Here is a 22072-nt window from a genome sequence, read left to right as displayed (position 1 = left end):
AGGCTGCGCCCCATGGCAGGCGAAACCAACATCACGCTCGTCGGCAACCTGACGGACGACCCGGAGCTCAAGTTCACTCCTTCGGGCTCGGCCGTCGCCAACTTCACCGTCGCGTCGACTCCTCGGACGTTCGACCGTCAGTCCAACGAGTGGAAGGACGGCGACGCGCTGTTCATCCGGTGTGCCGCATGGCGCCAGCTGGCCGAGAACGTCGCCGAGTCGCTCCAGAAGGGTCAGCACGTCATCGTGACGGGCGCCCTGAAGGTCCGCAACTACGAGCGCCAGGACGGCTCGCGTGGCACGTCGGTCGAGATGACCGTCGAGGAGATCGGGGCCTCGCTCCGGTTCGCCACGGCCAAGGTCACCCGCGTCAACCGCTCCGGCGGCGGAGGCGGCGGCTTCGGCGGAGGCGGCGGCAACAACTCAGGTGGCGGCTTCGGCGGAGGCAACTCCGGTGGAGGCGCTCCGGCCCAGGGCGGCAACGACCCGTGGTCGACGCAGCCCCAGCAGGGCGGCGGTTCGCAGGGTGGATCTGACTGGGGTGGCAACGCCGGATCTTCCGACGAGCCCCCTTTCTAACCCCTCACGTCAGACTGACCTTCGCGTCAGACATTTGAAACCAGGAGCAACATGGCAAAGCCAGTCGTCCGGAAGCCGAAGAAGAAGAGCAACCCGCTCGCTGCGGCCAAGGTCACCGAAATCAACTACAAGGACACCGCGCTGCTGCGCAAGTTCATCTCGGACCGCGGCAAGATCCGCGCGCGCCGCGTCACGGGTGTCACCGTCCAGGAGCAGCGTCTCATCGCCAAGGCCATCAAGAATGCCCGCGAGATGGCTCTGCTTCCCTACACGACCACCGGCCGTTAAGGGGTCTTGAGATGAAGCTCATCCTCACGCACGAGGTCACGAACCTCGGAGCACCCGGCGACATCGTCGAGGTCAAGGACGGCTACGGCCGTAACTTCCTGCTGCCGCGCAACTTCGCCATCCGTTGGTCGAAGGGCGCTGCCAAGCAGGTCGAGTCGATCAAGGCGGCGCGTGACGCGCACGCCGTGCACGATCTCGAGGAAGCCAAGAGCATCAAGGGCAACCTTGAGTCCTCGGCGATCAACGTGTCGGTTCGCGCCGGCGACGGCGGACGCCTGTTCGGCGCCGTCACGGTCGCGGACATCGCCGACGCCCTGGCTGACGCCGGTGCCAAGGTCGACAAGCGTCGCATCGAGGTCGGCAACCCGATCAAGTCGCTCGGAGCCCACGAGGTGTCCGTGCGCGTTCACCCCGAGGTGAGCGCACGGGTCAAGCTCAACGTGGTCGCCTCCAAGTAGTCCGCCCGACGGGCCGACGCGCTGAGCCATCCGTGCCAGCGCTGTCGGCCCGTTGTCGGTGGATCACCGTCATGCGTTCCCCCGTCGCACCGGTCGCGTCCCTCCTCCTCGCCGGGAGCCTCGTGCTCTCCGGTTGCTCGTTGCTGCCCGGCGGCGGTGACGACGACAAGCCCGCCCCGAAGGCCGCACCCGCCGTCACGGAGCTGCCGAGCACGGCGTGGAAGACGGTCAAGCCGTCCAGCCTTGAGCAGGGCGGGACGCTCCGCCTCGCAGCGAGCACGCTGCCCACCAACTTCAACCCGCTGCAGGCCGACTCGGCCAACTCCGACGCCGCGCGGATCCTCGCGCCCACGACGGGCGGCGCCGTGCGCATCACCGCCGACGGTGGCTGGAAGGTCGATCCCGACTACGCCCGGTCGGTCGAGGTTGTCGACAAGGACCCGCTCACGGTCGAGGTCAAGCTCAACCCCGACGCGGTCTGGGAGGGCGGCACGGCGATCACGGCCGACGACATGGTCGCGTTCTGGAAGGCGCTCGACGGATCCGACGACGACTTCGAGGTCGTCTCGACCGCCGGCTACGACGCGATCTCCGACGTCGAGCCCGGCAAGAACCGGTTCGCCTACACGGTGACCTTCGACGAGCCGACGGCCGAGTGGCCGCTCTACGTCTATCCGCGGCTCGCCGCCAACGTGTCGTCGTCGCCCAAGCTGTTCAACGACGCGTTCCGCAAGCGGGCGATCTCGTCCAACGGACCCTTCATCACCTCGTCGATCGACACCAAGAAGGGCCTCATCGTCCAGAAGCCCAACCCCCGGTGGTGGGGAGACCGGCCCCGGCTCGCGTCGATCACCTGGAACATCGCCGACCCCGAGCTGCAGGCCGATGCCTATGTCAACGACGAGCTCGACGCCGTCGACCTGCAGGCGTCCACCTACGCCAAGGCCAAGGGCACCGGGGTCGTCCAGCGGGCGGCGGGCATCGAGTGGTCGCAGGTGACGCTCAACGGCGGCCGCGGACCGCTCCAGGACGTCGACGTGCGCCGCGCCGTCGCGCACGCGATCGACCGCGGACCCATCGCCGCGACCGCCGCCCAGGCGCTCGGGGCACCGTCCGCCCCGCTCGGCAGCCTCCTGCTGGTGCCGGGTCAGCAGGGCTATCGCGACTCGTCCGCCTCCATCGCCTACGACCCGGCGCTCGCCTCGAAGCTGCTGAAGAAGGCCGGCTACACCGAGGGCGCGGACGGCATGCTGGAGAAGGACGGCAAGCCGCTCAGCCTCACCCTGCCGGTGCCGAAGCAGACGCCCACCAACAGCGCCCGGGCGAAGGCCATCGTGGCTGACCTGGAGAAGGTCGGCATCGCGGTCGAGCTGCGCGAGGCGCCGACGGGCGTCGACTTCTACGAGAAGGTCGTCATCCCGCTCGACTTCGACCTGGTCACGTTCCAGCGTCGGGGCGCGGCGTTCCCGATCACGGCCGCCGAGCCGCTGTTCTACCCGCTCGACTCGTCACAGAACTTCACCGGCATCGGCACCGACCGGTTCGGCCTGGGCTTCGACACCGTGATCGGGACGCTCGCGGACGACCTGCGCACCCAGCGCGTCGCCAAGCTCGACGAGTGGCTGTTCGAGGAGGTCCCCGTCATCCCGTTGTCGGTGACCCCGATCGCCGTCGCCGTGCGCAAGAACGTCGCCAACTACGGCGCGGCGCAGTTCGAGCAGCCCGACTGGACCGCCGTCGGCTTCACGAAGAAGTAGCGGCCGCGACGATCAGGTCGGCGATCGTGTCGGCTGCGTCCACCGCTGCACGGGCACGCGACGGCAGGTAGCGCTCGGTGCGCGGGTCGAACCGGGTGCCGACGACGCCGGCGTGATCGGTGTCGACCGCGTGCATCGAGGTCGACCACCCGGCGGCGCGGAGCCGCAGCTCGAGCCCGCTGACGAGGTCGGGCGTCGCGAGCGGATCGTGCTCGCCGTAGGCGAGGTCGACCCGGCACCTGCCGGCCCCCGGTGGGAAGGTCGCGGGCAGCGGCGATCCGGAGATCGGGTCGGTCACGCGGGAGCCGTCACCGGGGGCGATCAGCACGGCGCCGCCGAGGGCGATGCCCAGCCGCTTGGCGTGGACCGCGACGCTGAGCGCCGCCGTGCCTCCGAGCGACCAGCCGGCCACGACGACCCGTGAGGGATCGATGCCGCGCGCCGTGGCGAGCTCGCGAGCATGGCGCAGCGAGGTCAGCAGATCGGCCCGTCCGCCGTCGTCGTCCTCCGAGCTCCAGTCGACCGCGAGGGCCAGCACGCCCCCGCGAGCGACGCGCTCGGCGAGCGGGAGCATCGACACCCCCTCGTCGACCCCGCGCCCGTGCCAGAGCAGGGCGATGCCCCGGTCAGGGCCGCCCACCGCGTGCACCTGTCGTCCGGGCGCGTACTCGGTGGTGGCCATGGCGTCAGTCTGCCGAATGGGTCGCTCCGAGCACCATCCAGGCATCCCCGCGCTGACGGTGCCACAGGGTGCCGAGGCGGGCCGCGATGAATCCGCCGTACGCGACCCAGAGCCAGGTGAAGCCGGCGTCGGTCCATCCGACGAGCAGCACGAGCGGGGTGTAGACGGCCAGGACGACCACCCCCGCGACCGCGAGATAGAACCCGTCGCCCGCACCGATGAGGACGCCGTCGAGCACGAACACGACGCCCGACAGCGGCTGGATCAGGGCGACGACCAGCAGGGCCGGCACCAGGGCCTCGCGCACGGCCGCGTCGGAGGTGAACAGGTGCGGCAGCCACGCCGCCCCGGCGGCCAGGACGCCGCCGGCGACCACCCCGGTGACGACGCCCCAGCCGATCATGCGCCGCGTGAGGGCTCGGGTCAGTGTCGCGTCACCGGCCCCGAGCGACCGGCCGGTCAGCGTCTGCCCGGCGATCGCGATCGCGTCGAGCCCGAACGCGAGGAACCCGACGAGCGCCGCGGCGATCTGGTGAGCTGCCAGCGGGACGTCGCCGAGGTCGGCCGCGACGAGCGTGGCCAGGATGATCGACGCCCGGAGCGTCAGCGTGCGCACCACCAGCGGAACCCCCTGACGCGCGGAGTCGAGGATCTCCGTCACGCGCGGTGCGACCGGCGCCCGGGCGCGCCGCGACCGGCGCACGATGACGACCACGAGCCAGCTCGCGGCGAGCCACTGGGCCAGCACGGTGCCGGCGGCCGCTCCCCGCACGCCGCCGTCGAAGCCGTAGACCAGCACGAGGTTGAGCACGACGTTGACGATGTTGGCGACGACGGTGACGACCAAGGGGGTGCGGAGGTCGAGGCTGCCCCGCATGGATCCTGTCGCCGCCAGCACGAGCAGCATCGCGGGAAGACCGAGGGTCGAGACCACGAGATAGTCCTGGGCGAGCCCGGCCACCCGGTCAGAGCTCGACAGCGCCTGCGTCAGTGGACCGCTGGCGGCGGCGAGGGTGACGGCCAGGACGACACCCAGCCCGACGGCGAGCCACAGGCCGCTGATGGCCAGACCGTAAGCCGCCCGCTCGTCGCCCGCTCCGTGATGACGGGCCACGGCGGCGGTGCTGCCGTACGCCAGGAAGATGCACAGGCCCACGGCGGTGCCGAGCACGACCGAGGCGGCGGCGAGACCACCGAGCTCCGGAGTGCCCAGGTGCCCGATGATCCCGGTGTCCGCGAGCAGCATCAGGGGCTCGGTCACGAGGGCGAAGAAGGCCGGCACGGCGACTGCCAGGATCTGCCGATCCGGTGAACGGGGAGTGTCCTGTGACCAAAGTGACGGCATTTGTCGACAAGTGTATGAACAGGAACCCGTGGATGAAGCGGCGCCACGAACTATTTTGTCTCCACATGGCAGACAGGTTGTCGTCGCAGGTCAGCGGTGGTGTGGTGCGAGAAAGAATTTCGTTGTCCACATGTTCGTCCACCGGCTGTGCACATGGACATCGGCGTTTTCCACAGCATCCACGACGTTGCACACACCCCCTGTGCGGTGTCGCCTTGGAGACGGCTCGCGGGGGGCCTACTGTGACGGGTCGGCGGTTCTGTCCCCGCCGAACTCTAGGCTGATCGTGACGACGGGAAGGGGCTCATCGGTGAGTGTGACGGACCTCTACGAGGCTGGTCCCGGACCCGGCGAAGACCCCGGTTCCGGACGCGTCCCTCCCCAGGACATCGCCGCCGAGCAGAGCGTCCTCGGCGCCATGCTCATCAGCAAGAACGCGATCGATCCGGCAGCCGACATCGTGCAGGGTCGCGACTTCTACCGTCCCGCGCACGAGCTGATCTTCGACACGATCACCGACCTGGCCAACCGCGGTGAGCCGGCCGACGCGATCACGGTCGCTGCCGAGCTGCAGCGTCGCGGCGAGGTCGGACGCATCGGTGGAGCGCCCTACCTGCACGACCTCGTCCAGGCCGTGCCGATCGCCTCCAACGTCGACTTCTACGCCGAGATCGTCCGGGAGAAGGCGATCCTGCGACGTCTCGTCGAGGTCGGTCAGCGCATCGCACAGCTCGGTCAGGCCGGTCAGGGCGAGGTCGCCGAGATCGTCGACCGCGCTCAGGCCGAGGTGCTCGACGTCGACGGCACGAGCCAGGCCGAGGACTACCGCGCGGTGTCCGAGCTGATGCCGCTCACGATCGACGAGATCGAGGAGATCCAGGGTCGCGACGGCACGCTCTCCGGAGTGCCCTCGGGCTTCCCCGACCTCGACAAGTTCACGACCGGGTTCCGCGCCGGCCAGATGATCGTCGTCGCAGCCCGACCCGGTGTCGGCAAGTCGACCCTCGGGCTCGACTTCGTCCGCTCGGCGGCCATCCGGCACCAGATCCCGTGCGCCATCTTCTCCCTGGAGATGACCGGCGCCGAGATCGCCATGCGTATGTTGTCGGCCGAGGCGCGCGTCAGCATCGGCCACATGCGCGGCGGCGGCATGAGCCAGCGCGACTGGGACGCCATCACCAAGGCGATGCCGCGGGTCAACAGCGCGCCCATCATCATCGACGACAGCCCCAACATGACGATGCCGGAGATCCGCTCCAAGGCCCGCCGCATCAAGAAGCAGTACGGCCTCGGCTTCGTCGTCATCGACTACCTGCAGCTGATGACGTCGGGCAAGCGGGTCGAGAACCGTCAGGTCGAGGTCTCGGAGTTCTCCCGCAACATCAAGCTCCTGGCCAAGGAGCTCGAGGTGCCGGTCGTGGCGATCAGCCAGCTCAACCGTGGGTCTGAGCAGCGCACCGACAAGACGCCGCAGATCTCCGACCTGCGTGAGTCCGGATCGATCGAGCAGGACGCCGACATCGTGCTCCTGCTCAACCGCCCCGACGCGACCGGTGCCGGTGAGTCCGATCGTCCCGGCGAGGCCGACATCATCATCGCCAAGAACCGTTCGGGTCCGACCAACAAGATCGCGGTCAGCTTCCAGGGTCACTACTCGCGCTTCACGCCCATGGCGCGCGATGCCGAGCCGCCTCCGGGGGCCCCGGCCGCCGGCGACTTCTTCGGCTGAGCCACCCCTACTGGTAGGTGATCAGCTCCGGCCTCGGCCTGACCTGGCTCCACGTCTGTCGCACGTCGAGCATCGGCTCGTCCTCGTCGATGAAGTTCTTCCAGCCCCATCCGTCGACGTCCGGGGCGTTCTGGCGCAGCACCTTCCAGGTGCCCTGCTTCGCCCCCTGGGGTCCGGAGCCGTCGACGTGGATGACGCTGGCGAGCTCGGCGTGCCCGGTGTCGAGCCGTGAGCGATCCGAGATCATCGACGTAGAGAACTGGTGGAGCACGAAGAGCTTCTGGGGCAGGAGCTTGCGCCGGGTGAGGGCAGCGAGCCAGTCAGCGGTGCGGTTGACCTCCCCCACCGTGACCGAGCCGATCTGGCGCAGGTGCTTCTGCTTTGGCTTGAGTCGCCACTCGGGGTCGAGGGCCAGCCCGACGTGGGGCCGCTCGAGGAGGGCCCGGTACTGCTTGGCCTGCGTGAGGAAGTCGGTGCGTCCGGGCTGCAGGTCGAGGATGACGTAGACGCCGGCCTTCTCGGCGGCGTCCACCATCGGCGTGAGCTCCTTGACGGAGACCTCGTTGGAGTAGTTCTTGTCCTTGCCGGCGCCGCCCGACGCGACGGTGGCGATGATCTCGAACGTCGGGACGAACTCGGCGGAGCTGATGCGGCGGTACTTGCGGGCCAGCCGCTCGACCCGCTCGACCGAGGCGCGGACGCCCTGCTCGCCGAGCACGCCGAGCTGCGGAGCACCCGGATGGCCGTACATCGCGGTGTAGTGCTTGCCGGGCAGCGCGAGATATCCGCCGGTGGGCTGCTTCACCCCACGGCGCACGACCTGACTGGTGTAGGCGAACCCGCGGGCGAAGGGGCGCCCGAGCGCGATGACGGGAGCGTCGGGACGGGCCCGAAGCGCGGTGGCAGCGGCCTTCGAGGTGCGGGGATCACCGGACGGGACCTCGACGACGGTGGCGCCGGCGATGCGTGCGGTGGCCACCGCGACGGCATTGGCCTTCCTCGACCGCGTGACGACGACGGCGTCGTTGGTGCGGGGCGCGGCAGCAGATCCGGCGCCGGCCTCGAGCCGCGTTGCCCGTACGCCGTCGACCGGCCGCACCCGCCCGGCGGTCAGCAGGCTGGTGGCGCCGAGGTGCTTCACGACAGAGGTGAGCGTCGGGTCGGACACCAGGACAGGCACGCCCAGTCGCTCGGCCTCGCGGATCCCGGCCTGCTGCGCCGCAGGATCGCGCCGGTCGACGACCACCGCGGTGCGGGAACGCAGGAACAGCCGGCGGGCGAGCTGGTTGGCTGACTGGGCCGGCGTGGCCGATTCGATGACGTCGACGGCCTGCGTCGGCGTCCGGGTCACCACCGGACCGTCCGAGCTGCTCGGGTCGTCGGCGTCGCCGCCGAGGGAGACCGCGAGACCTGCGACGAGAGCCACAGCGGCAGCACAGCCGATCACGACGTTGCGATTGAGCCTGGGAGATACGCTCATGCCCGTGACGATACTGACCGCCCTGGCGAGCTCTGCCGCCAACGCCCCTGACTCCGGGTTGGCCGGGTGGACTGTCGACCTCATGGACAAGCTCGGCCTGTTCGGCGCCGCGCTGGCCGTCGGGATGGACAACATCTTCCCGCCGATCCCGAGCGAGATCATCCTTCCGCTGGCGGGATTCGCTGCCAGCCAGGGGACGTTCTCGCTGACCGGAGCGCTCATCGCGACGACCGCCGGCTCGGTCATCGGTGCCGTCATCCTCTACTGGCTGGGCGCGATCTTCGGCCGCGACCGTGCCGTGCTCGTCTTCGACAAGGTGCCGTTGCTCAAGGTCAGCGACCTGGAGAAGACCGAGGCCTGGTTCGCCAAGCACGGCGGCAAGGCTGTCTTCTTCGGCCGTATGGTGCCGATCTTCCGCAGCCTGATCTCCCTGCCCGCCGGGGTGGAGAAGATGAACTTCGCCTACTTCTTCGCGCTCACGACGGTGGGCAGCCTGATCTGGAACTCGATCTTCGTGGTCGCCGGCTATCGACTCGGCGAGAACTGGGACTCCGTGGAGCCCTACGCCGACGTCTTCCAGAAGGTCGTCATCGGTGGCGTCCTGCTCGTCATCATCGTCTTCGTGGTGGTGCGCCTGCGCGAGAAGCGTCGCCCCTCCGCCGTCTGAGGGATCACTGACTACGCCGCGGTGTAGTGCACGAGGGTGTGGCGGGTGTGGACAACCCGCGCATGGGCCGGCCTCCTACAGTGGCGGGATGACCTTCTCCCGCGGCCGGACGCTCCTGCCGATCCTGGTGCTCACCCTGGTCACCCTCGGAGCCTGCAGCGGCTCCGGCGGGTCCGACGAGGGCGGGGCGAAGCCGTCGGCGACGGAGTCGGGCCCGACCGCGGACGTCGACGAGGCGGCAGCCTGCAAGCTCCTGACGTCCGCCGACCGCAAGAAGCTCGCGGGCGCGGCCGTCGACACGGTCCTGACCTCGGACGCGCGCGAGGGCGGCAGCAGCCAGTGCCGCTGGCAGACCACGACCGCACTGATCCAGGTCACGACGCTGCCGGCGAAGACGTGGGCGCAGTCACTGCCCGACGTGGTCGCCCAGCTGGAGAAGGCAGGAGACGCCGGGTCGGCTGCCGACCAGAAGGATCTCGCCCGGGCCAAGAAGCTGCTCGCCGGCGCCGACTCGTTCACCGACGCCGAGGCTTGCGCGGCGTTCACCACGCTGGCCGAGATCGGCGGTGCCGACAAGGGCGCCACGACGACGATCACGCCGGTGCCGATCACCGAGACCGAGTCGGGCCTCTCGGCACAGACCTGCACCAGTGGCCAGCTGACGTCGGTCATCTACTCGGTCCCCGGTCTCAAGGAGACGCCGAAGGTCGACCGCACCGTCACGGCCGTCCTGGCCTCCGCCCAGAAACGAGTCCTGCAGAGTCGCTGAGCCACTACAGTGATCGGCTGACGAAGGGGGGTGGGCCGTGCGGCTCATGACGGGCGCCGCGGCGCTGATGGTGTCGGTGCTGCTGGCCGGCTGTGGGGCTGCGGAGGACGAGCCACGGGCGAAGAAGTCCGCTGCGACGAGCACGGCAACGCCCGCACGCTACGTGCCGTGCGACGTCTTGACGCAGGCCGAGCGCGACGAGGTGGCGGGCGCCACGATCGACTACCAGGGCGAGCAGGACTTCTACTTCCCTGAGTGGTCGTGCAGCTTCGGCGACGCGCCCTCGCAGACCGCGACGACCAGCATCCGCTACCAGGCCATGCGGTCCCCGGTCTGGGCGGCGAAGGTCCCCGACCTGATCGACACGACGCCGGCCGTTCAGGAGCCGCGAGCATTCTTCGCCGCCGTGCTGCAACAAGCCGGCGTGGAGGAGTCACAGCTCGCGAGCATCGATCCGAACGGGGCCTGTGACCTCTGGGAGAGCTTCGCCGAGGTCGCCGGTGATCCCGCGGACGGCGGAGTGTCCTCGTCGTCGATGACCGAGCCGGAGTTCAACTTCCAGTTCGCCTCCGCCCAGACGTGCTCCGAGGGCGTCTACGCCTCGTTGACCCTACGATCGCGCGACGCCGACTCGTCCGCGGCGCGCAAGCGTGCCGTGCAGGCCGTCAAGGCGCTGCACGCGCGGGCCGTCGACTCGCTTCCCGACTAGAGCGAGACGTCGGCCCGGCGATCGTCACGGCTGGGCCGGTCGCACATCGTGCTCCCGTCGGTGAAGCGCACCCCGTCGGTGAAGCGCGCCTCGATCTGGCCCGAGCCGAACTGCTCGACGTAGAGGCGTGAGTAGAGCCCGCCGAGGGCGAGCAGCTCGTCGTGCGTGCCCTGCTCGACCAGGTGGCCGTCCTCGAGCCCGAAGATGACGTCGGCGTTGTGGATCGTGGAGAGCCGGTGCGCGATTGCGATCGTGGTCCGGTTGTGGGTCGCGCGCTCCAGCGCGTCCTGCACGAGCCGCTCGGTCTCGGTGTCGAGAGCCGACGTCGCCTCGTCGAGGATCAGGATCCGCGGGTCCATCAGCAGGACGCGCGCGATCGCCAGGCGCTGCTTCTCGCCACCGCTGAGCCGGTAGCCGCGCTCGCCGGTGATGGTCTCGTAGCCCTCGGCGAACGACAGGATCCGGTCGTGGATGTTGGCGTCGCGGGCAGCCTGCTCGATCTCGTCGGCAGTGGCGTCGGGCTTGGCGTAGGCGATGTTGTCGCGGATCGAGCCGTGGAAGAGATAGGGCTCCTGCGTGACCATGCCGACGGCCTCGGCGACCGACCCCATCGTGAGGTCGCGGACGTCGGTGCCGTCGATGAGCACCGCGCCCTCGTCGACGTCGTAGAACCGGGGCACGAGGTAGGTCATCGTCGTCTTGCCCGAGCCCGACGGCCCGACGATCGCCGCGAGCTGTCCGGGCTTGACCGTCAGCGAGATGCCGTCGAGCGCCCAGCCCTGCTCGGGCGCCGGCTCGACCCGGTCGATGCGGATGCCCGAGTCGCCGAACCGGTCACGGTTGACCGTGCCGGAGAGGCTGCGCGGCTCGGGGTAGCGGAAGAAGACGTCGCGGAACTCGATCTCGCCGCGCAGGTCGGCCGGGTCGAGCGCCGTGGCGCCCGGCTTCTCGGTGATGGCGGGCTCGAGGTCGAGGTACTCGAACAGGCGGCGGAACAGCGCGAGCGAGGTCTGCACGTCGAGCGTCACGCGCATGAGCTGCAGCAACGGCATCTGGAGGCGGGCCTGCAGGGTCGTGAACGCCACGAGCGTTCCGGCGGTCAGGGCGGTGCCGCCCTGGATCATGTAGCCGGCGACGAGATAGATGATCGCTGGTGTGATCGCGAAGAAGGTCTGCACCGTGGCGAAGAACGCCCGACCGGTCATGGCCTGGTCGACCTGCAGCCGGGTCTGGTTGCGGTTGGCCTCGCGGTAGCGCTCGACCTCGGAGTCGGCGCGGTTGAACACCTTGGACAGCAGGATGCCCGAGACGCTCAGCGCCTCCTCGGTGATGGCGGTCATCTCCGACAGCGACTCCTGGGTCTTGCGCGCGAGCCGCTGGCGCCGCTTGCCGACCTGGAGCTGGATGAAGACGAACAGCGGCATGACGATCAAGGTCAGGATCGTCAGCTGCCACGAGAGGATGATCATCGAGACGAACGCCGCCGTGACGGTCACGCTGTTCTGCAGGATCGTCGTCGCGGTGTCGGTGAGGACGGTGCGGACGCCGGCCACGTCGTTGGCCAGGCGCGACTGGATCGCGCCGGTCTTGGTGGCCGTGAAGAAGGCCAGCTCCATCTTCTGCAGGTGTGCGAAGAGGTCGCTGCGGAGGTCAGCCATGGCCGAGTTGCCGATCGTGGACGTCAGCCAGTTCTGCCCGATGCCGATGATGGCGGTCGCGACCGGGATGACGCACATGCCGACGACGAGCCACGCCAGCAGGTGCAGCCGGATGTCGCCGTCGGGCGGGAAGAGCGCCTTGTCGAAGACGGCCTTGGTGAGGAACGGGACGATCGAGGTCAGCACCGCCGAGACGACCACGGCGACCGCGACGAAGACCATCTTGGTCCGGTAGGGCTTCAGCATCTGGGCGATGCGGCCCAGCACGGGCGCGCCCTCGGCCGCGACCTCCGCCTCGGTCAGGTGCGTGACGGAGGGACCACTGTCGCCCCGGGCCATCAGTCCTCGTCGATCTTGGTGACCAGCACCGCGTTGTCGCCGCCGTCGAGCGGGACCAGCTCGGTGGTGCCCCAGACGCCGACCTCGGAGCGCAGGGCTGCCCAGACGAAGAGCTTGTCGACGTCGGTGACGAACGCCGGATCGACGGTGAGCGCGAACTCGACGGGCACTCCCGGTGCGTCGATCGCGGCGCCCGCGAGGACCTCGCCGTCGCCGTCGACGAGCTTGATCGTGGCGACCGCTCCGGGCGGCAGCGCGACGCGCTCGCGGAAGAAGACGGTGCCGGAGATGGTCAGGAGCTCAGAGGACATGAGTACAGGTTATGCCGCTGCGCCCACGTAGGCTCGTGCTCGATGTCCCCGTGGAGACTGCTGGCGACGCGGCTCGTGCAGTTCGCCTGGATCGAGCTGCAGTCGTGCCTGTTCGCCGGGGCCGTCTTCGCCGGTCTGCTCGTCACCTACCTGGTGCCGCTGCCGGTCGCGACGTACGACGCGCTGCTCGTGTGGTGCATCGCCGTGACGCTGGGGTTCTGGGCGGTCGGGCTCGAGACGTGGCGCGAGGTGCTGGTCATCGTGGCGTTCCACCTGCTGGGTCTGGGCCTCGAGCTGTTCAAGGTGCAGGTGGGCTCGTGGTCCTATCCCGGTGAGGGCGTGACGAAGATCGGTGGCGTGCCCCTCTTCTCCGGCTTCATGTATGCCGCGGTGGGCTCCTACATCTGCCAGGCCTGGCGCCGGTTCGACCTGCGCGTGAGGCACTACCCGCCGGTGCCGACGACCTTGGTCGCGATCGGCATCTATGCCAACTTCTTCACCCATCACTGGTGGGTCGACCTGCGGGTGCCGCTCGCGCTGGTGGGGCTGGTCGTGCTGCGGCGCTGCTGGGTGTTCTTCACGGTCGGCGGCGACCGCTACCGGATGCCGCTGGCGCTGTCGTTCGTGCTCATCGGGCTGTTCCTCTGGGTCGCCGAGAACGCCGCGACCTTCCTCGGCGCCTGGAAGTATCCCGACCAGCTCGACGTCTGGGAGTCGGTGCACGCCTCGAAGATCGGCGCATGGGCGCTGCTCGTCACGATGAGCTTCGTGCTGGTCGCGACCGTCAAGGCGCAGGAGGGGCGGCTCTACCACCGCTCCGAGGAGGCGTGAGCCGTCAGAGCCCGATCTCGGCGACGGCCTCGTCGAAGGACGTCGCCGGTCGGCCGAGCAGGCGCGAGACGTCACCGTCGACGTGGGCGAGCTCGCCGTCGCGGATCGCGGTGTAGGTGCTGACCCAGGCGTCGACCTGCCAGTCGGGTGCGCCGTAGTGGGCGCGGCTGGCGCGGGCCTCCTCGATCGTCTCGTCGACGAACCGGTGGGGTCGACCGGTGATCTGCGTGAGCACCGCGGCGACCTCGGTGAACGTCAGGGCCTCGGGACCGGTGAGGTCGTACGTCCGCCCGGCGTGCATGCGCGGGTCCTGCAGCACGTGGGCCACGACCGCGCCGACGTCGCGCTGCGACACCGCGGCGACCCGGCCGTCTCCGGCGGGTCCGCGGATGACGCCCTCGTCGTCGGCGAACGTCGGGAGGATCTCGGCGTAGAAGTTGTCGCGCAGGAACGTCCAGTCCAGGCCCGAGGCACGGATGTGGTCCTCGGTCGCCCCGTGGTCGCGGCCGAGGGTGAAGCCCGACGTCGCCGAGGCGCCGACGAAGGAGAGGTAGACGATCTGCCGCACGCCGGCCGCGACGGCGGCATCGACGAAGGAGCGGTGCTGGTCCATGCGGTCGGCCGACTCGTGCCCCGAGACCATGAACACCGTGTCGACGCCCTCGAGGGCGGGGGCGCAGGAGTCCTCGCCGTACGCGGCCTGCCGCACGTCAGCCCCGCCAAGGTGGGGGGCGCGGGCGGGGTCGCGCACCAGCAGACGGACGGGCACGCCGGCGTCGGCGAGCAGGTGGGCGGCGGTGCCTCCGACGGCACCGGTGGAGCCGGTCAGGGCGATCGTGGTCATGCCGGGTGCAACCGCCCGCGGTGCTCCCGCATTCCGCCGGCGGTGAACAGGCCTGTCGCGGCGGCTCGCGCCGTGCTTGGTTGGGGTGATGGGTCAGATGCTGGTGCTGGGCGGCACGTCATGGGTCGGCGGACAGATCGCGCACGAGGCGGTGGTGCGGGGCCACGACGTCACGTGCCTGGCTCGCGGCGAGTCGGGCGACGCCCCCGGGGCGGTGACGTTCGTGCAGGCCGACCGGTCCCGGCCCGGCGCGTACGACGAGGTCGTCGACCGGCGCTGGGACATGGTCGTCGACGTGTCGCGCCAGCCGGGGCAGGTGCGGTCGGCCGTCGAGGCGCTGGGCACGGTCGCCTCGCACTGGACGTTGGTCTCGACCGGATCGGTCTACGCCGACCAGAGCGTGCCCCTCACGGAGAGCTCGCCGCTGCTCGCGGCGACCGAGCACGACGAGGCCGCGACGCAGGAGTACGGCGAGGGCAAGGTCGCCTGCGAGGAGGCCGTCCGGCAGCTGCGCCGCCACCTGGTCGTGCGGGCCGGGCTCATCGGTGGGCCGGGCGACCGGTCGGACCGGCTCGGCCACTACGCGGCGCGGTTCGCCCTCGCGGGGGACGGACCCGTGCTCGTGCCGGACGTCGCCGACCAGCCCATGCAGGTCATCGACGTCCGCGACCTCGCTGCGTGGATCGTGCGGTCCGCCGAGGACGGGGTGACCGGGATCGTCCACGGGGTGGGTGAGCCGACGACCGTCGGTGGGCTGATCTCGCTCTCGGCGGAGGCTGCCGGGTTCACCGGGCGGCTGGTGCCGGCCGATCCGGAGTGGCTGCACGACCACGACGTCGAGGAGTGGATGGGACCTCGCTCGCTGCCGCTGTGGCTGCCCCGCAGCCACCACGGCATGGGGATGATGGACGACTCGCGAGCGATCGAGCTCGGCCTGGACCGTCGTCCGCTCGCCGAGACGCTGGCCGACACCCTCGCCGACGAGCGCGACCGGGGCCTCGACCGCGAGCGTCGGGCCGGGTTGCCCCGGCCCGACGAGCTCGCCCTGATCGACCTCAGGCCTTGAAGCGCCTCAGCCGCAGGCTGTTGGTCACCACGAACACGCTGCTGAACGCCATCGCCAGACCCGCGATCAGCGGGTTGAGGTAGCCCAGCGCGGCCAGCGGGATCGCCGCCACGTTGTAGGCGAAGGCCCAGAACAGATTGCCCTTGATGGTCCGCAGCGTCGCCCGCGAGAGCCGGACGGCGTCGACGGCGGTCGCGAGGTCGCCCTTGACGAGCGTCAGGTCCGAGGCCTGGATCGCGACGTCGGTGCCGGTGCCCATCGCGATGCCGAGGTCGGACGCGGCCAGTGCCGCGGCGTCGTTGACGCCGTCACCGACCATCGCGACGACCCGGCCCTCGCTCTGCAGCTCCTTGACGACCCGCAGCTTGTCGGCCGGCGTCACGTCGGCGACGACACGCTCGATGCCGACCTCGGCCGCGACCGACCGGGCGACGGACTCGTTGTCGCCGGTCAGCAGCACCGGCTCGAGGCCGAGGGCCCGCAGGTCGGCGATCGCCTTCGCGGACGACGCCTTGATCGAGTCACCGACCGAGACCGTGCCCCGCAGCAGACCGTCCCACGCGACGGCGACCGTCGTGCCGGGCCTCGGCTCGATCGCCGAGACGTCGATGCCCTGCTCGGCCAGCCAGGTCGGGCGACCGATGAGCGCGAGGCGTCCGTCGACCGTGCCGCTCACGCCGAAGCCTGCGTGGTTGGCGAAGTCGGCGACGTCCACCGGATCGGCCAGGGTCGCGACCGCCCGGGCGATGGGGTGCTCCGAGGAGTGCTCGAGCGACGCCGCGACAAGTCGCAGCTCGTCGACGTCCGTGCCCGGTGCCGGGTCGACGGAGGTCACGCCCATGATGCCGGTCGTGACGGTGCCGGTCTTGTCGAGCACGACGGTGTCGATGGTGCGGGTGGACTCGAGCACCTGGGGCCCCTTGATCAGGATGCCGAGCTGTGCGCCACGTCCGGTGCCGACCATGAGGGCCGTCGGTGTCGCGAGACCCAGCGCGCACGGGCAGGCGATGATGAGCACCGCCACCGCGGCCGTGAAGGCGTCGGTCCAGATGTAGCCGCCGGCGTACCAGGCGATCAGCGTCGCCAGCGCCAGCAGGATGACAGCCGGGACGAACCAGGCCGAGACGCGGTCGGCGAGACGCTGCACGTCGGCCTTGCCCTCCTGGGCCTCCTCGACGAGTCGCGCCATCTGCGCGAGCTGGGTGTCGGCTCCGACCGCGGTCGCGCGGACCACGATCCGTCCGCCTTGGTTGACCGTCGCGCCGGTGACGACGCTGCCGGGCGTGACGTCCACGGGGACGGACTCGCCGGTCAGCATCGACTCGTCGACCGACGACGAGCCGTCCTCGACGACGCCGTCGGTGGCGACCTTCTGGCCGGGACGGACGACGAAGCGGTCGCCCTCGTGCAGGTCGGCGAGCGGGATCTGCGACTCCCGTCCGTCGCGCAGGACGGTGACGTCGCGAACGCCGAGGTTCATGAGCGCACGCAGTGCGGCGCTCGACTTCGACTTCGCGCTGGCCTCGAGGTAGTGGCCGGCCAGGATGAAGACCGTGACGGCCGATGCCACCTCGAGGTAGAGCTCGTCGTGACCGCCCTCGGACGGCAGCAGCGAGAACTGCATCGTCATGCCGGTCATGCCGGCGTCTCCGATGAACAGCGCCCACAGCGACCACAGGTAGGCCGCGCCGACGCCGACGCTCACCAGGGTGTCCATCGTCGCGGCGCCGTGGCGGGCGTTGACCCACGCGGCGCGGTGGAACGGGTAGGCGCCCCACACCACGACGGGCGAGGCCAGCACGAGCGCGAGCCACTGCCAGTTGTCGAACTGCCACGGCGGGACCATCGAGAGCACGACGACCGGGATCGCGAGCGCGGCCGAGATGCGCAGGCGCTGCAGCATCGACGCGGCCCCGTGCAGTCCCTCGTGCTCGGAGGAGTCGTGCTGCTCGTGCTGGGCGTGGGGAGGAGCCGGCACGGACGCCGAGTAGCCGGTCTTGGCGACCGTGTCGATGAGGGTCTGCACCTCCACCTCGCCGTCGACCTCGACCGTGGCCTTCTCGGTGGCGTAGTTGACGGTCGCCGAGACGCCCTCGATCTTGTTGAGCTTCTTCTCGACCCGCATCGCGCACGACGTGCACGTCATCCCCGTGATGTCGAGCTTGACGATGCTCGTCGCGGCGGGCTCGACGCGCGCGCTCATGCCAGGGGGAGGTCGCGCGGACCGGCGAGGGCGTAACCGGCCTCGTCGATCGCCGAGGCGACCGCATCGGGGTCGAGTGGGCTGTCGCTCTCGACCGTGACGGTGGAGGTGCCTCCGGCGACGAGATCGACCTTCACGTCGGTGACGCCGCCCAGGGCGACGAGCTCCTCGGTGACGGCCGTCGTGCAGTGGCCGCAGGTCATGCCGGTGACGCGGAAGGAATCGGTGGTGGTCATGTCGTACCTCTTTCTGTGGGGGGTGTGGTGGGGCGGGGCGTCAGAAGCCCGTAGCCCGCATCTCGTCGATCTCCTGCTGCTGGGCCGCGATGATCTGGCGCGCCAGCTTCTGGGCGGCGGGGTTCTTGCCCTCCGCGAGCTCGGTCTCGGCCATCGCGATGGCACCCTCGTGGTGCTCGATCATCATCGCGACCCACGACCGGGCGAACGCGACGCCGCCGGAGGCCTCGAGCTCGTCCATCTGGGCGCTGGTCATCATGCCCTCGCCGGCCATGTCGTCGTGGCCGTCGGAGCCGTGCTTCGTCGCGTCGGTCTCGTCGACGCCCCAGTCCTCGAGCCAGCCCTTCATGCGATCGATCTCGGGCTGCTGGGCGGCCTCGATCCGGTCAGCGAGGTCGGCGACGACCGAGTCGGTCGTCGTGCCGGTGGCCATCGCGGACATCTCGACGGCCTGCTCGTGGTGGGGGATCATCTGCTGCACGAAGCGCACGTCAGCGGCGTTGTGGTCGGAGGCGTCACGCTGGGTGCCACCGGCGCAGGCGGAGACCACGACGAGGGGGAGCAGGAGCATCAGGATCTTCTTCATGTCGTCGACAATACCCCCAGGGGGTATCAGAATCAAGTGGCACCTAGGCTGGTGGCATGACTGAGATCCCCGGACTGGACGGAACGCTGGGCGTCGAGCACGTGGAGGCAAGCCCCGACAAGGTCGTCGCGCGCTTCACGATCGGCGACCGCCACCTGCAGCCCTTCGGCATCCCGCACGGCGGCGTCTACTGCGCGGTGCACGAGTCGACGGCGAGCGTGGCGGGCCAGCTGTGGCTCGGCACCAAGGGCATCGTGGTCGGCACCAACAACTCGACCGACTTCATCCGCCAGGCCAAGGTCGGCGACACCATCACCGTGACCGCGACCCCGATCCACCGCGGACGGTCCCAGCAGCTGTGGCACCTGGACTCCACCGACCAGGACGGTCGACTGATCGCGCAGGGCCAGGTCCGCCTGGCCAACCTCGACCAGCAGATCCCGCCCGAGCTCATCTCGCAGTTCACCGGAGCGTACGAAGGCAGCGCAGACGCCCGCTAGAATGGGAGCAAGCAGGCGCGACTGGCGTTGAGGTGGCTACCACCGGGGAGCGTCTGCGACACCCACGACATCGGGACCGTTCGCCTGGGCCCCACGTCAGCCGATGTCCGCTGACCTGGAGGCACCCGCGATGATGATGACCATGACGACCACAGACCCCTATCCCACGTCGATGCTCGACGACGGAGACGTCCGGGTCCTGCTGCTGGAGAACATCCACACCGACGGTGCGGACTTCCTGCGCGGCAAGGGCTTCCAGGTCGAGACCCAGGACGGAGCGCTCGGCGAGGACGACCTCATCGAGGCGATCCAGGGCGTGCACCTGCTGGGCATCCGGTCCACGACCTACGTCACCGAGAAGGTCCTGGCCGCGGCGCCCGACCTGCTCGCGATCGGCGCCTTCTGCATCGGCACCAACCAGATCGACCTCGCGGCCACGACCCGTCAGGGTGTCGCGGTCTTCAACGCCCCCTACTCCAACACGCGCAGCGTCGTCGAGCTCGCGATCGCCGAGATCATCTCGCTCGCCCGCCGGCTCCACGAGAAGTCGACCGACATGCACAACGGCGTGTGGAACAAGTCGGCCGCCGGCAGCCACGAGATCCGCGGCCGGACGCTCGGCATCATCGGCTACGGCAACATCGGCAGCCAGCTCTCGGTCATCGCCGAGGCGCTCGGTCTCTCGGTCGTGTTCTTCGACATCGACGACAAGCTCGCCCTCGGCAACGCCAAGCGGTGCTCGACGCTCGAGGAGCTCCTCGCCGTCTCCGACGTCGTCACGCTGCACGTCGACGGCCGCCCCGGCAACGCCGGCCTATTCGGCGCCGACGAGATGGCGCAGATGAAGCCGCGCTCGCTGTTCCTCAACCTCTCGCGCGGCATCGCGGTCGACACGGCGGCGCTGCGCGCCAACCTCGAGTCGGGCCACATCGCCGGCGCTGCGGTCGACGTCTTCCCGATCGAGCCCAAGCGTCAGGGCGATGCGTTCGAGTCCGACCTGCGTGGCCTCAAGAACGTCATCCTCACGCCGCACGTCGGTGGTTCGACCGAGGAGGCGCAGCAGGACATCGGCCGTTTCGTGGCCTCCAAGCTGCGGTCGTACGCCTCCTACGGCGGCACGTCGCTGAGCGTCAACATGCCCGAGATCAACCTGCCCGCCGATGCCTCCAAGCACCGCCTCGCCCTCGTGCACCAGAACGCTCCCGGCGCCCTCGCCACGATCAACGGCCTGCTCGGCGAGCACGGCGTCAACATCGAGGCGCAGTCGCTGTCGACCCGTGGTGAGAACGGCTACGTGCTCACCGACGTCGCCGACGAGGTCGGTCCCGACGTGCTCAAGGAGCTCGCCGCCCTTCCCGAGACGATCCGGCTGCGCCAGCTCAGCTGACCCGCCCACGACGAGGCCCCCGACCCGCCGCAGCGGATCGGGGACCTCGTCGTGGTGGCTACTCGCTGAAGCCGAACGGCGGGTACTCGTCGGTCAACAGGTAGAAGTAGGCATAGAGGCGCACGCTCCAACGGTGCAGGCCGACGGCGAAGTCACGCAGGCCGCTCGGCCACCGGCCCAGGATGAGCACCGCGAAGAACGCGATGAGCAGGACGAAGTAGAACGCGATCACCACGAAGAACAGCGCGATGAAGTGGGGGATCACCATGAAGAGGCGGAAGAAGATCGTCAGCCGGTTGCGGCCCTCGGTCTGTGGCCAGAAGTCGACGCGCACGCTGGCGTAGTCACCGGGGTCGTGGGCCGTCGACTCGAACGCGAACGGCGGGTACTCCTCGGTCAGGTAGAGCGCGAAGATGCCGACCCTGGTCTGGTAGCGCAGGACCATCGCGATCACGTTGAGGATGCCCTCGGGCACCGACCCCGTGAAGACGCCGAGGAGCCAGGCGACGAACCCCAGGACCTGGGCGACGATGTTGAGCACGTACAGGATGATCAGGTGCGGGATCGCCAGGATGATGTTGCCGATGACACGCCAGCGGCCGACCTTCTCGGGCAGGTTGACGGTCAGGGTCGCGGGATAGCCACCCGACGGAGCCGGCGGACCGGACGGCGGTGGGGGGAACGCGGGCGGCGGCGGAGGCGGCGGGAAGTCACTCATGCGGGTTCCTTCATCGAAAGACGTGGTCAGGGGAACCGTAGCGACTCTGCGGCCCTCCGCGCAGCATTGCGGACAGGGTCTCGCCGCAACCGGCATCGATCCTGACCGTCGCGAGGTCGTCGCCACGGGTCTGCCCGCGGTTGACGATCACGACGGGGGTGCGCTGCTTGTGGGCCGCGCGGACGAAGCGCAGCCCCGACATGACCTGCAACGACGAGCCCAGCACCACCAGCACCTCGGCCTGCTCGACGAGGGCATAGCTCTGCTCGACGCGGCTCTTGGGGACGTTCTCGCCGAAGAACACGACATCGGGCTTGAGCCGGCCGTCGCACGCGAGGCAGGTCGCCACCTCGAAGTCCGTCGTGTCGTCGAGGACGACGTCGCCGTCCGGCGCGATCTCGCCGATGCGGTGCTCGTAGCCGGGGTTGAGCAGCGCGAGCCGGTCGTGCAGCTCGGCGCGGGGCGTCACCTGCCGGCAGTCGAGGCAGATCACCCGGTCGATGCGACCGTGCAGGTCGATCACGTCCCGGTGGCCGGCCCGGCTGTGCAGCCCGTCGACGTTCTGCGTGATGAGGCCGGAGAGCCGGCCCGCGTGCGCCATCGCCGCCAGCATCCGGTGGGTCGGATTGGGCTCGGCCCCGCTCATCCGCGACCAGCCGACGTGGGCGCGGGCCCAGTAGCGCTGTCGCCCCTCGGCCGTGCGCACGAACTCCTGGTAGGTCATCGGCGTGCGGGGCGGCGACCCCGGGCCGCGGTAGTCCGGGATGCCGGAGTCGGTCGAGACGCCTGCACCTCCCAGGACGAGCCACGTGCGGTCGGCGACGACGTCCTGCATCTGCACGATGGCCTGCGGATCCGGGTGCCTCCACGACTGGTCGTCCACGCGTTCAAGCGTACGTCGAGGGGTAGGGAAACCACCCAACTTGCCGC

The 22072-nt window shown here is 69.9% G+C and carries 23 protein-coding genes and 1 riboswitch; of the genes, 12 read left to right on the top strand and 11 right to left on the bottom strand.

What is annotated here, in order from left to right; all coding sequences use genetic code 11:
* Nucleotides 1-12 precede the first annotated feature (12 nt).
* The 4 genes from HQK15_RS03945 (at nt 13) to HQK15_RS03930 (ending at nt 3082) form a co-directional block, all read left to right on the top strand.
* A complete protein-coding gene (locus HQK15_RS03945; RefSeq protein ID WP_173490102.1) occupies nt 13-579 on the top strand; it encodes a single-stranded DNA-binding protein in 567 nt (188 codons plus the stop codon).
* Nucleotides 580-630: 51 nt separating this feature from the next.
* The gene (rpsR, locus tag HQK15_RS03940) at nt 631-867 is read left to right on the top strand and encodes a 30S ribosomal protein S18 (protein ID WP_108580638.1); all 237 of its coding nucleotides are present in this window, start codon (nt 631-633) and stop codon (nt 865-867) included.
* A gap of 11 nt (nt 868-878) precedes the next feature.
* Nucleotides 879-1325, top strand: coding sequence for a 50S ribosomal protein L9 (gene rplI, locus HQK15_RS03935; protein ID WP_173490101.1), 447 nt, complete (start codon nt 879-881; stop codon nt 1323-1325).
* A gap of 71 nt (nt 1326-1396) precedes the next feature.
* Nucleotides 1397-3082, top strand: a complete 1686-nt coding sequence (locus HQK15_RS03930) for an ABC transporter family substrate-binding protein (protein ID WP_173490100.1) — start codon at nt 1397-1399, stop codon at nt 3080-3082.
* Here HQK15_RS03930 and HQK15_RS03925 read toward each other — a convergent pair.
* Together HQK15_RS03925 and HQK15_RS03920 are read right to left on the bottom strand one after the other, a co-directional pair.
* The gene (locus HQK15_RS03925; protein WP_173490099.1) at nt 3069-3764 is read right to left on the bottom strand and encodes an alpha/beta hydrolase; all 696 of its coding nucleotides are present in this window, start codon (nt 3762-3764) and stop codon (nt 3069-3071) included. The genes HQK15_RS03930 and HQK15_RS03925 overlap by 14 nt on opposite strands.
* 4 nt (nt 3765-3768) lie before the next feature.
* Nucleotides 3769-5046, bottom strand: coding sequence for an MATE family efflux transporter (locus tag HQK15_RS03920; RefSeq protein ID WP_367649054.1), 1278 nt, complete (start codon nt 5044-5046; stop codon nt 3769-3771).
* A gap of 373 nt (nt 5047-5419) precedes the next feature.
* Between HQK15_RS03920 and dnaB the strand changes: the two genes are divergently transcribed.
* Nucleotides 5420-6838: a replicative DNA helicase gene (dnaB, locus tag HQK15_RS03915; RefSeq protein ID WP_367649053.1), complete on the top strand. Its 1419-nt coding sequence runs from the start codon at nt 5420-5422 to the stop codon at nt 6836-6838.
* 7 nt (nt 6839-6845) lie between these two features.
* On the opposite strand, the gene HQK15_RS03910 is transcribed toward dnaB, so the two are convergent.
* Nucleotides 6846-8318, bottom strand: coding sequence for a hypothetical protein (locus HQK15_RS03910; protein WP_173490096.1), 1473 nt, complete (start codon nt 8316-8318; stop codon nt 6846-6848).
* Here HQK15_RS03910 and HQK15_RS03905 point away from each other — a divergent pair.
* The 3 genes from HQK15_RS03905 (at nt 8317) to HQK15_RS03895 (ending at nt 10463) form a co-directional block, all read left to right on the top strand.
* The gene (locus tag HQK15_RS03905; RefSeq protein WP_173490095.1) at nt 8317-8985 is read left to right on the top strand and encodes a DedA family protein; all 669 of its coding nucleotides are present in this window, start codon (nt 8317-8319) and stop codon (nt 8983-8985) included. The genes HQK15_RS03910 and HQK15_RS03905 overlap by 2 nt on opposite strands.
* An 88-nt stretch (nt 8986-9073) precedes the next feature.
* Nucleotides 9074-9754 (top strand): hypothetical protein, encoded by a 681-nt coding sequence (locus HQK15_RS03900; RefSeq protein ID WP_173490094.1) that lies wholly within the window; start codon nt 9074-9076, stop codon nt 9752-9754.
* A gap of 37 nt (nt 9755-9791) precedes the next feature.
* Nucleotides 9792-10463 (top strand): hypothetical protein, encoded by a 672-nt coding sequence (locus HQK15_RS03895; RefSeq protein WP_173490093.1) that lies wholly within the window; start codon nt 9792-9794, stop codon nt 10461-10463.
* Here the strand turns inward: HQK15_RS03895 and HQK15_RS03890 are convergent.
* Both HQK15_RS03890 and HQK15_RS03885 read right to left on the bottom strand, forming a co-directional pair.
* A complete protein-coding gene (locus HQK15_RS03890; protein WP_173490092.1) occupies nt 10460-12460 on the bottom strand; it encodes an ABC transporter ATP-binding protein in 2001 nt (666 codons plus the stop codon). The genes HQK15_RS03895 and HQK15_RS03890 overlap by 4 nt on opposite strands.
* Entirely contained in the window at nt 12460-12771 is a 312-nt protein-coding gene (locus HQK15_RS03885; protein WP_173490091.1) for a YbaY family lipoprotein, read from the bottom strand. Before HQK15_RS03885 ends, HQK15_RS03890 begins: the two co-directional genes overlap by 1 nt.
* A 42-nt stretch (nt 12772-12813) precedes the next feature.
* Here HQK15_RS03885 and HQK15_RS03880 point away from each other — a divergent pair, with 42 nt between their 5' ends.
* Nucleotides 12814-13602 carry a DUF817 domain-containing protein gene (locus HQK15_RS03880; RefSeq protein ID WP_173490090.1) on the top strand — a complete coding sequence of 263 codons (789 nt, stop codon included), beginning with the start codon at nt 12814-12816 and terminating at the stop codon, nt 13600-13602.
* Nucleotides 13603-13606: 4 nt separating this feature from the next.
* On the opposite strand, the gene HQK15_RS03875 is transcribed toward HQK15_RS03880, so the two are convergent.
* Entirely contained in the window at nt 13607-14446 is an 840-nt protein-coding gene (locus tag HQK15_RS03875; protein ID WP_173490089.1) for an SDR family oxidoreductase, read from the bottom strand.
* An 88-nt stretch (nt 14447-14534) separates the two neighbouring features.
* Between HQK15_RS03875 and HQK15_RS03870 the strand changes: the two genes are divergently transcribed.
* Entirely contained in the window at nt 14535-15512 is a 978-nt protein-coding gene (locus tag HQK15_RS03870; protein WP_173490088.1) for an NAD-dependent epimerase/dehydratase family protein, read from the top strand.
* Here HQK15_RS03870 and HQK15_RS03865 read toward each other — a convergent pair.
* Genes HQK15_RS03865 through HQK15_RS03855 form a run of 3 tightly spaced genes read right to left on the bottom strand, consistent with a single transcriptional unit; the run spans nt 15502 to nt 18537 of the window.
* Nucleotides 15502-17715 carry a heavy metal translocating P-type ATPase gene (locus HQK15_RS03865; RefSeq protein WP_173490087.1) on the bottom strand — a complete coding sequence of 738 codons (2214 nt, stop codon included), beginning with the start codon at nt 17713-17715 and terminating at the stop codon, nt 15502-15504. The two genes, HQK15_RS03870 and HQK15_RS03865, sit on opposite strands and share 11 nt — an antisense overlap.
* A complete protein-coding gene (locus HQK15_RS03860) occupies nt 17712-17951 on the bottom strand; it encodes a heavy-metal-associated domain-containing protein (RefSeq protein ID WP_173490086.1) in 240 nt (79 codons plus the stop codon). Before HQK15_RS03860 ends, HQK15_RS03865 begins: the two co-directional genes overlap by 4 nt.
* Nucleotides 17952-17991: 40 nt before the next feature.
* On the bottom strand, nt 17992-18537 hold the full coding sequence (locus HQK15_RS03855) for a DUF305 domain-containing protein (RefSeq protein WP_173490085.1): 546 nt from the start codon (nt 18535-18537) through the stop codon (nt 17992-17994).
* A gap of 56 nt (nt 18538-18593) precedes the next feature.
* On the opposite strand from HQK15_RS03855, the gene HQK15_RS03850 reads away from it, so the two are divergent.
* Both HQK15_RS03850 and serA read left to right on the top strand, forming a co-directional pair.
* The gene (locus tag HQK15_RS03850) at nt 18594-19037 is read left to right on the top strand and encodes a PaaI family thioesterase (protein ID WP_173490084.1); all 444 of its coding nucleotides are present in this window, start codon (nt 18594-18596) and stop codon (nt 19035-19037) included.
* Nucleotides 19038-19044: 7 nt separating this feature from the next.
* Nucleotides 19045-19134, top strand: a riboswitch (ZMP/ZTP riboswitch).
* Between the two features lie 45 nt (nt 19135-19179).
* On the top strand, nt 19180-20424 hold the full coding sequence (gene serA, locus HQK15_RS03845; RefSeq protein ID WP_254450666.1) for a phosphoglycerate dehydrogenase: 1245 nt from the start codon (nt 19180-19182) through the stop codon (nt 20422-20424).
* A gap of 58 nt (nt 20425-20482) precedes the next feature.
* Here the strand turns inward: serA and HQK15_RS03840 are convergent, their stop codons facing one another.
* Nucleotides 20483-21142: a DUF4389 domain-containing protein gene (locus HQK15_RS03840; RefSeq protein WP_173490083.1), complete on the bottom strand. Its 660-nt coding sequence runs from the start codon at nt 21140-21142 to the stop codon at nt 20483-20485.
* Between the two features lie 10 nt (nt 21143-21152).
* Entirely contained in the window at nt 21153-22025 is an 873-nt protein-coding gene (locus HQK15_RS03835; RefSeq protein WP_367649051.1) for an NAD-dependent protein deacetylase, read from the bottom strand.
* Nucleotides 22026-22072: the final 47 nt, after the last annotated feature.

The organism is Aeromicrobium stalagmiti, from assembly GCF_013283745.1.
In the GTDB taxonomy this organism is placed as follows: Bacteria; Actinomycetota; Actinomycetes; order Propionibacteriales; family Nocardioidaceae; genus Aeromicrobium; species Aeromicrobium stalagmiti.
This window is presented reverse-complemented; position numbering and strand designations above follow the sequence as displayed.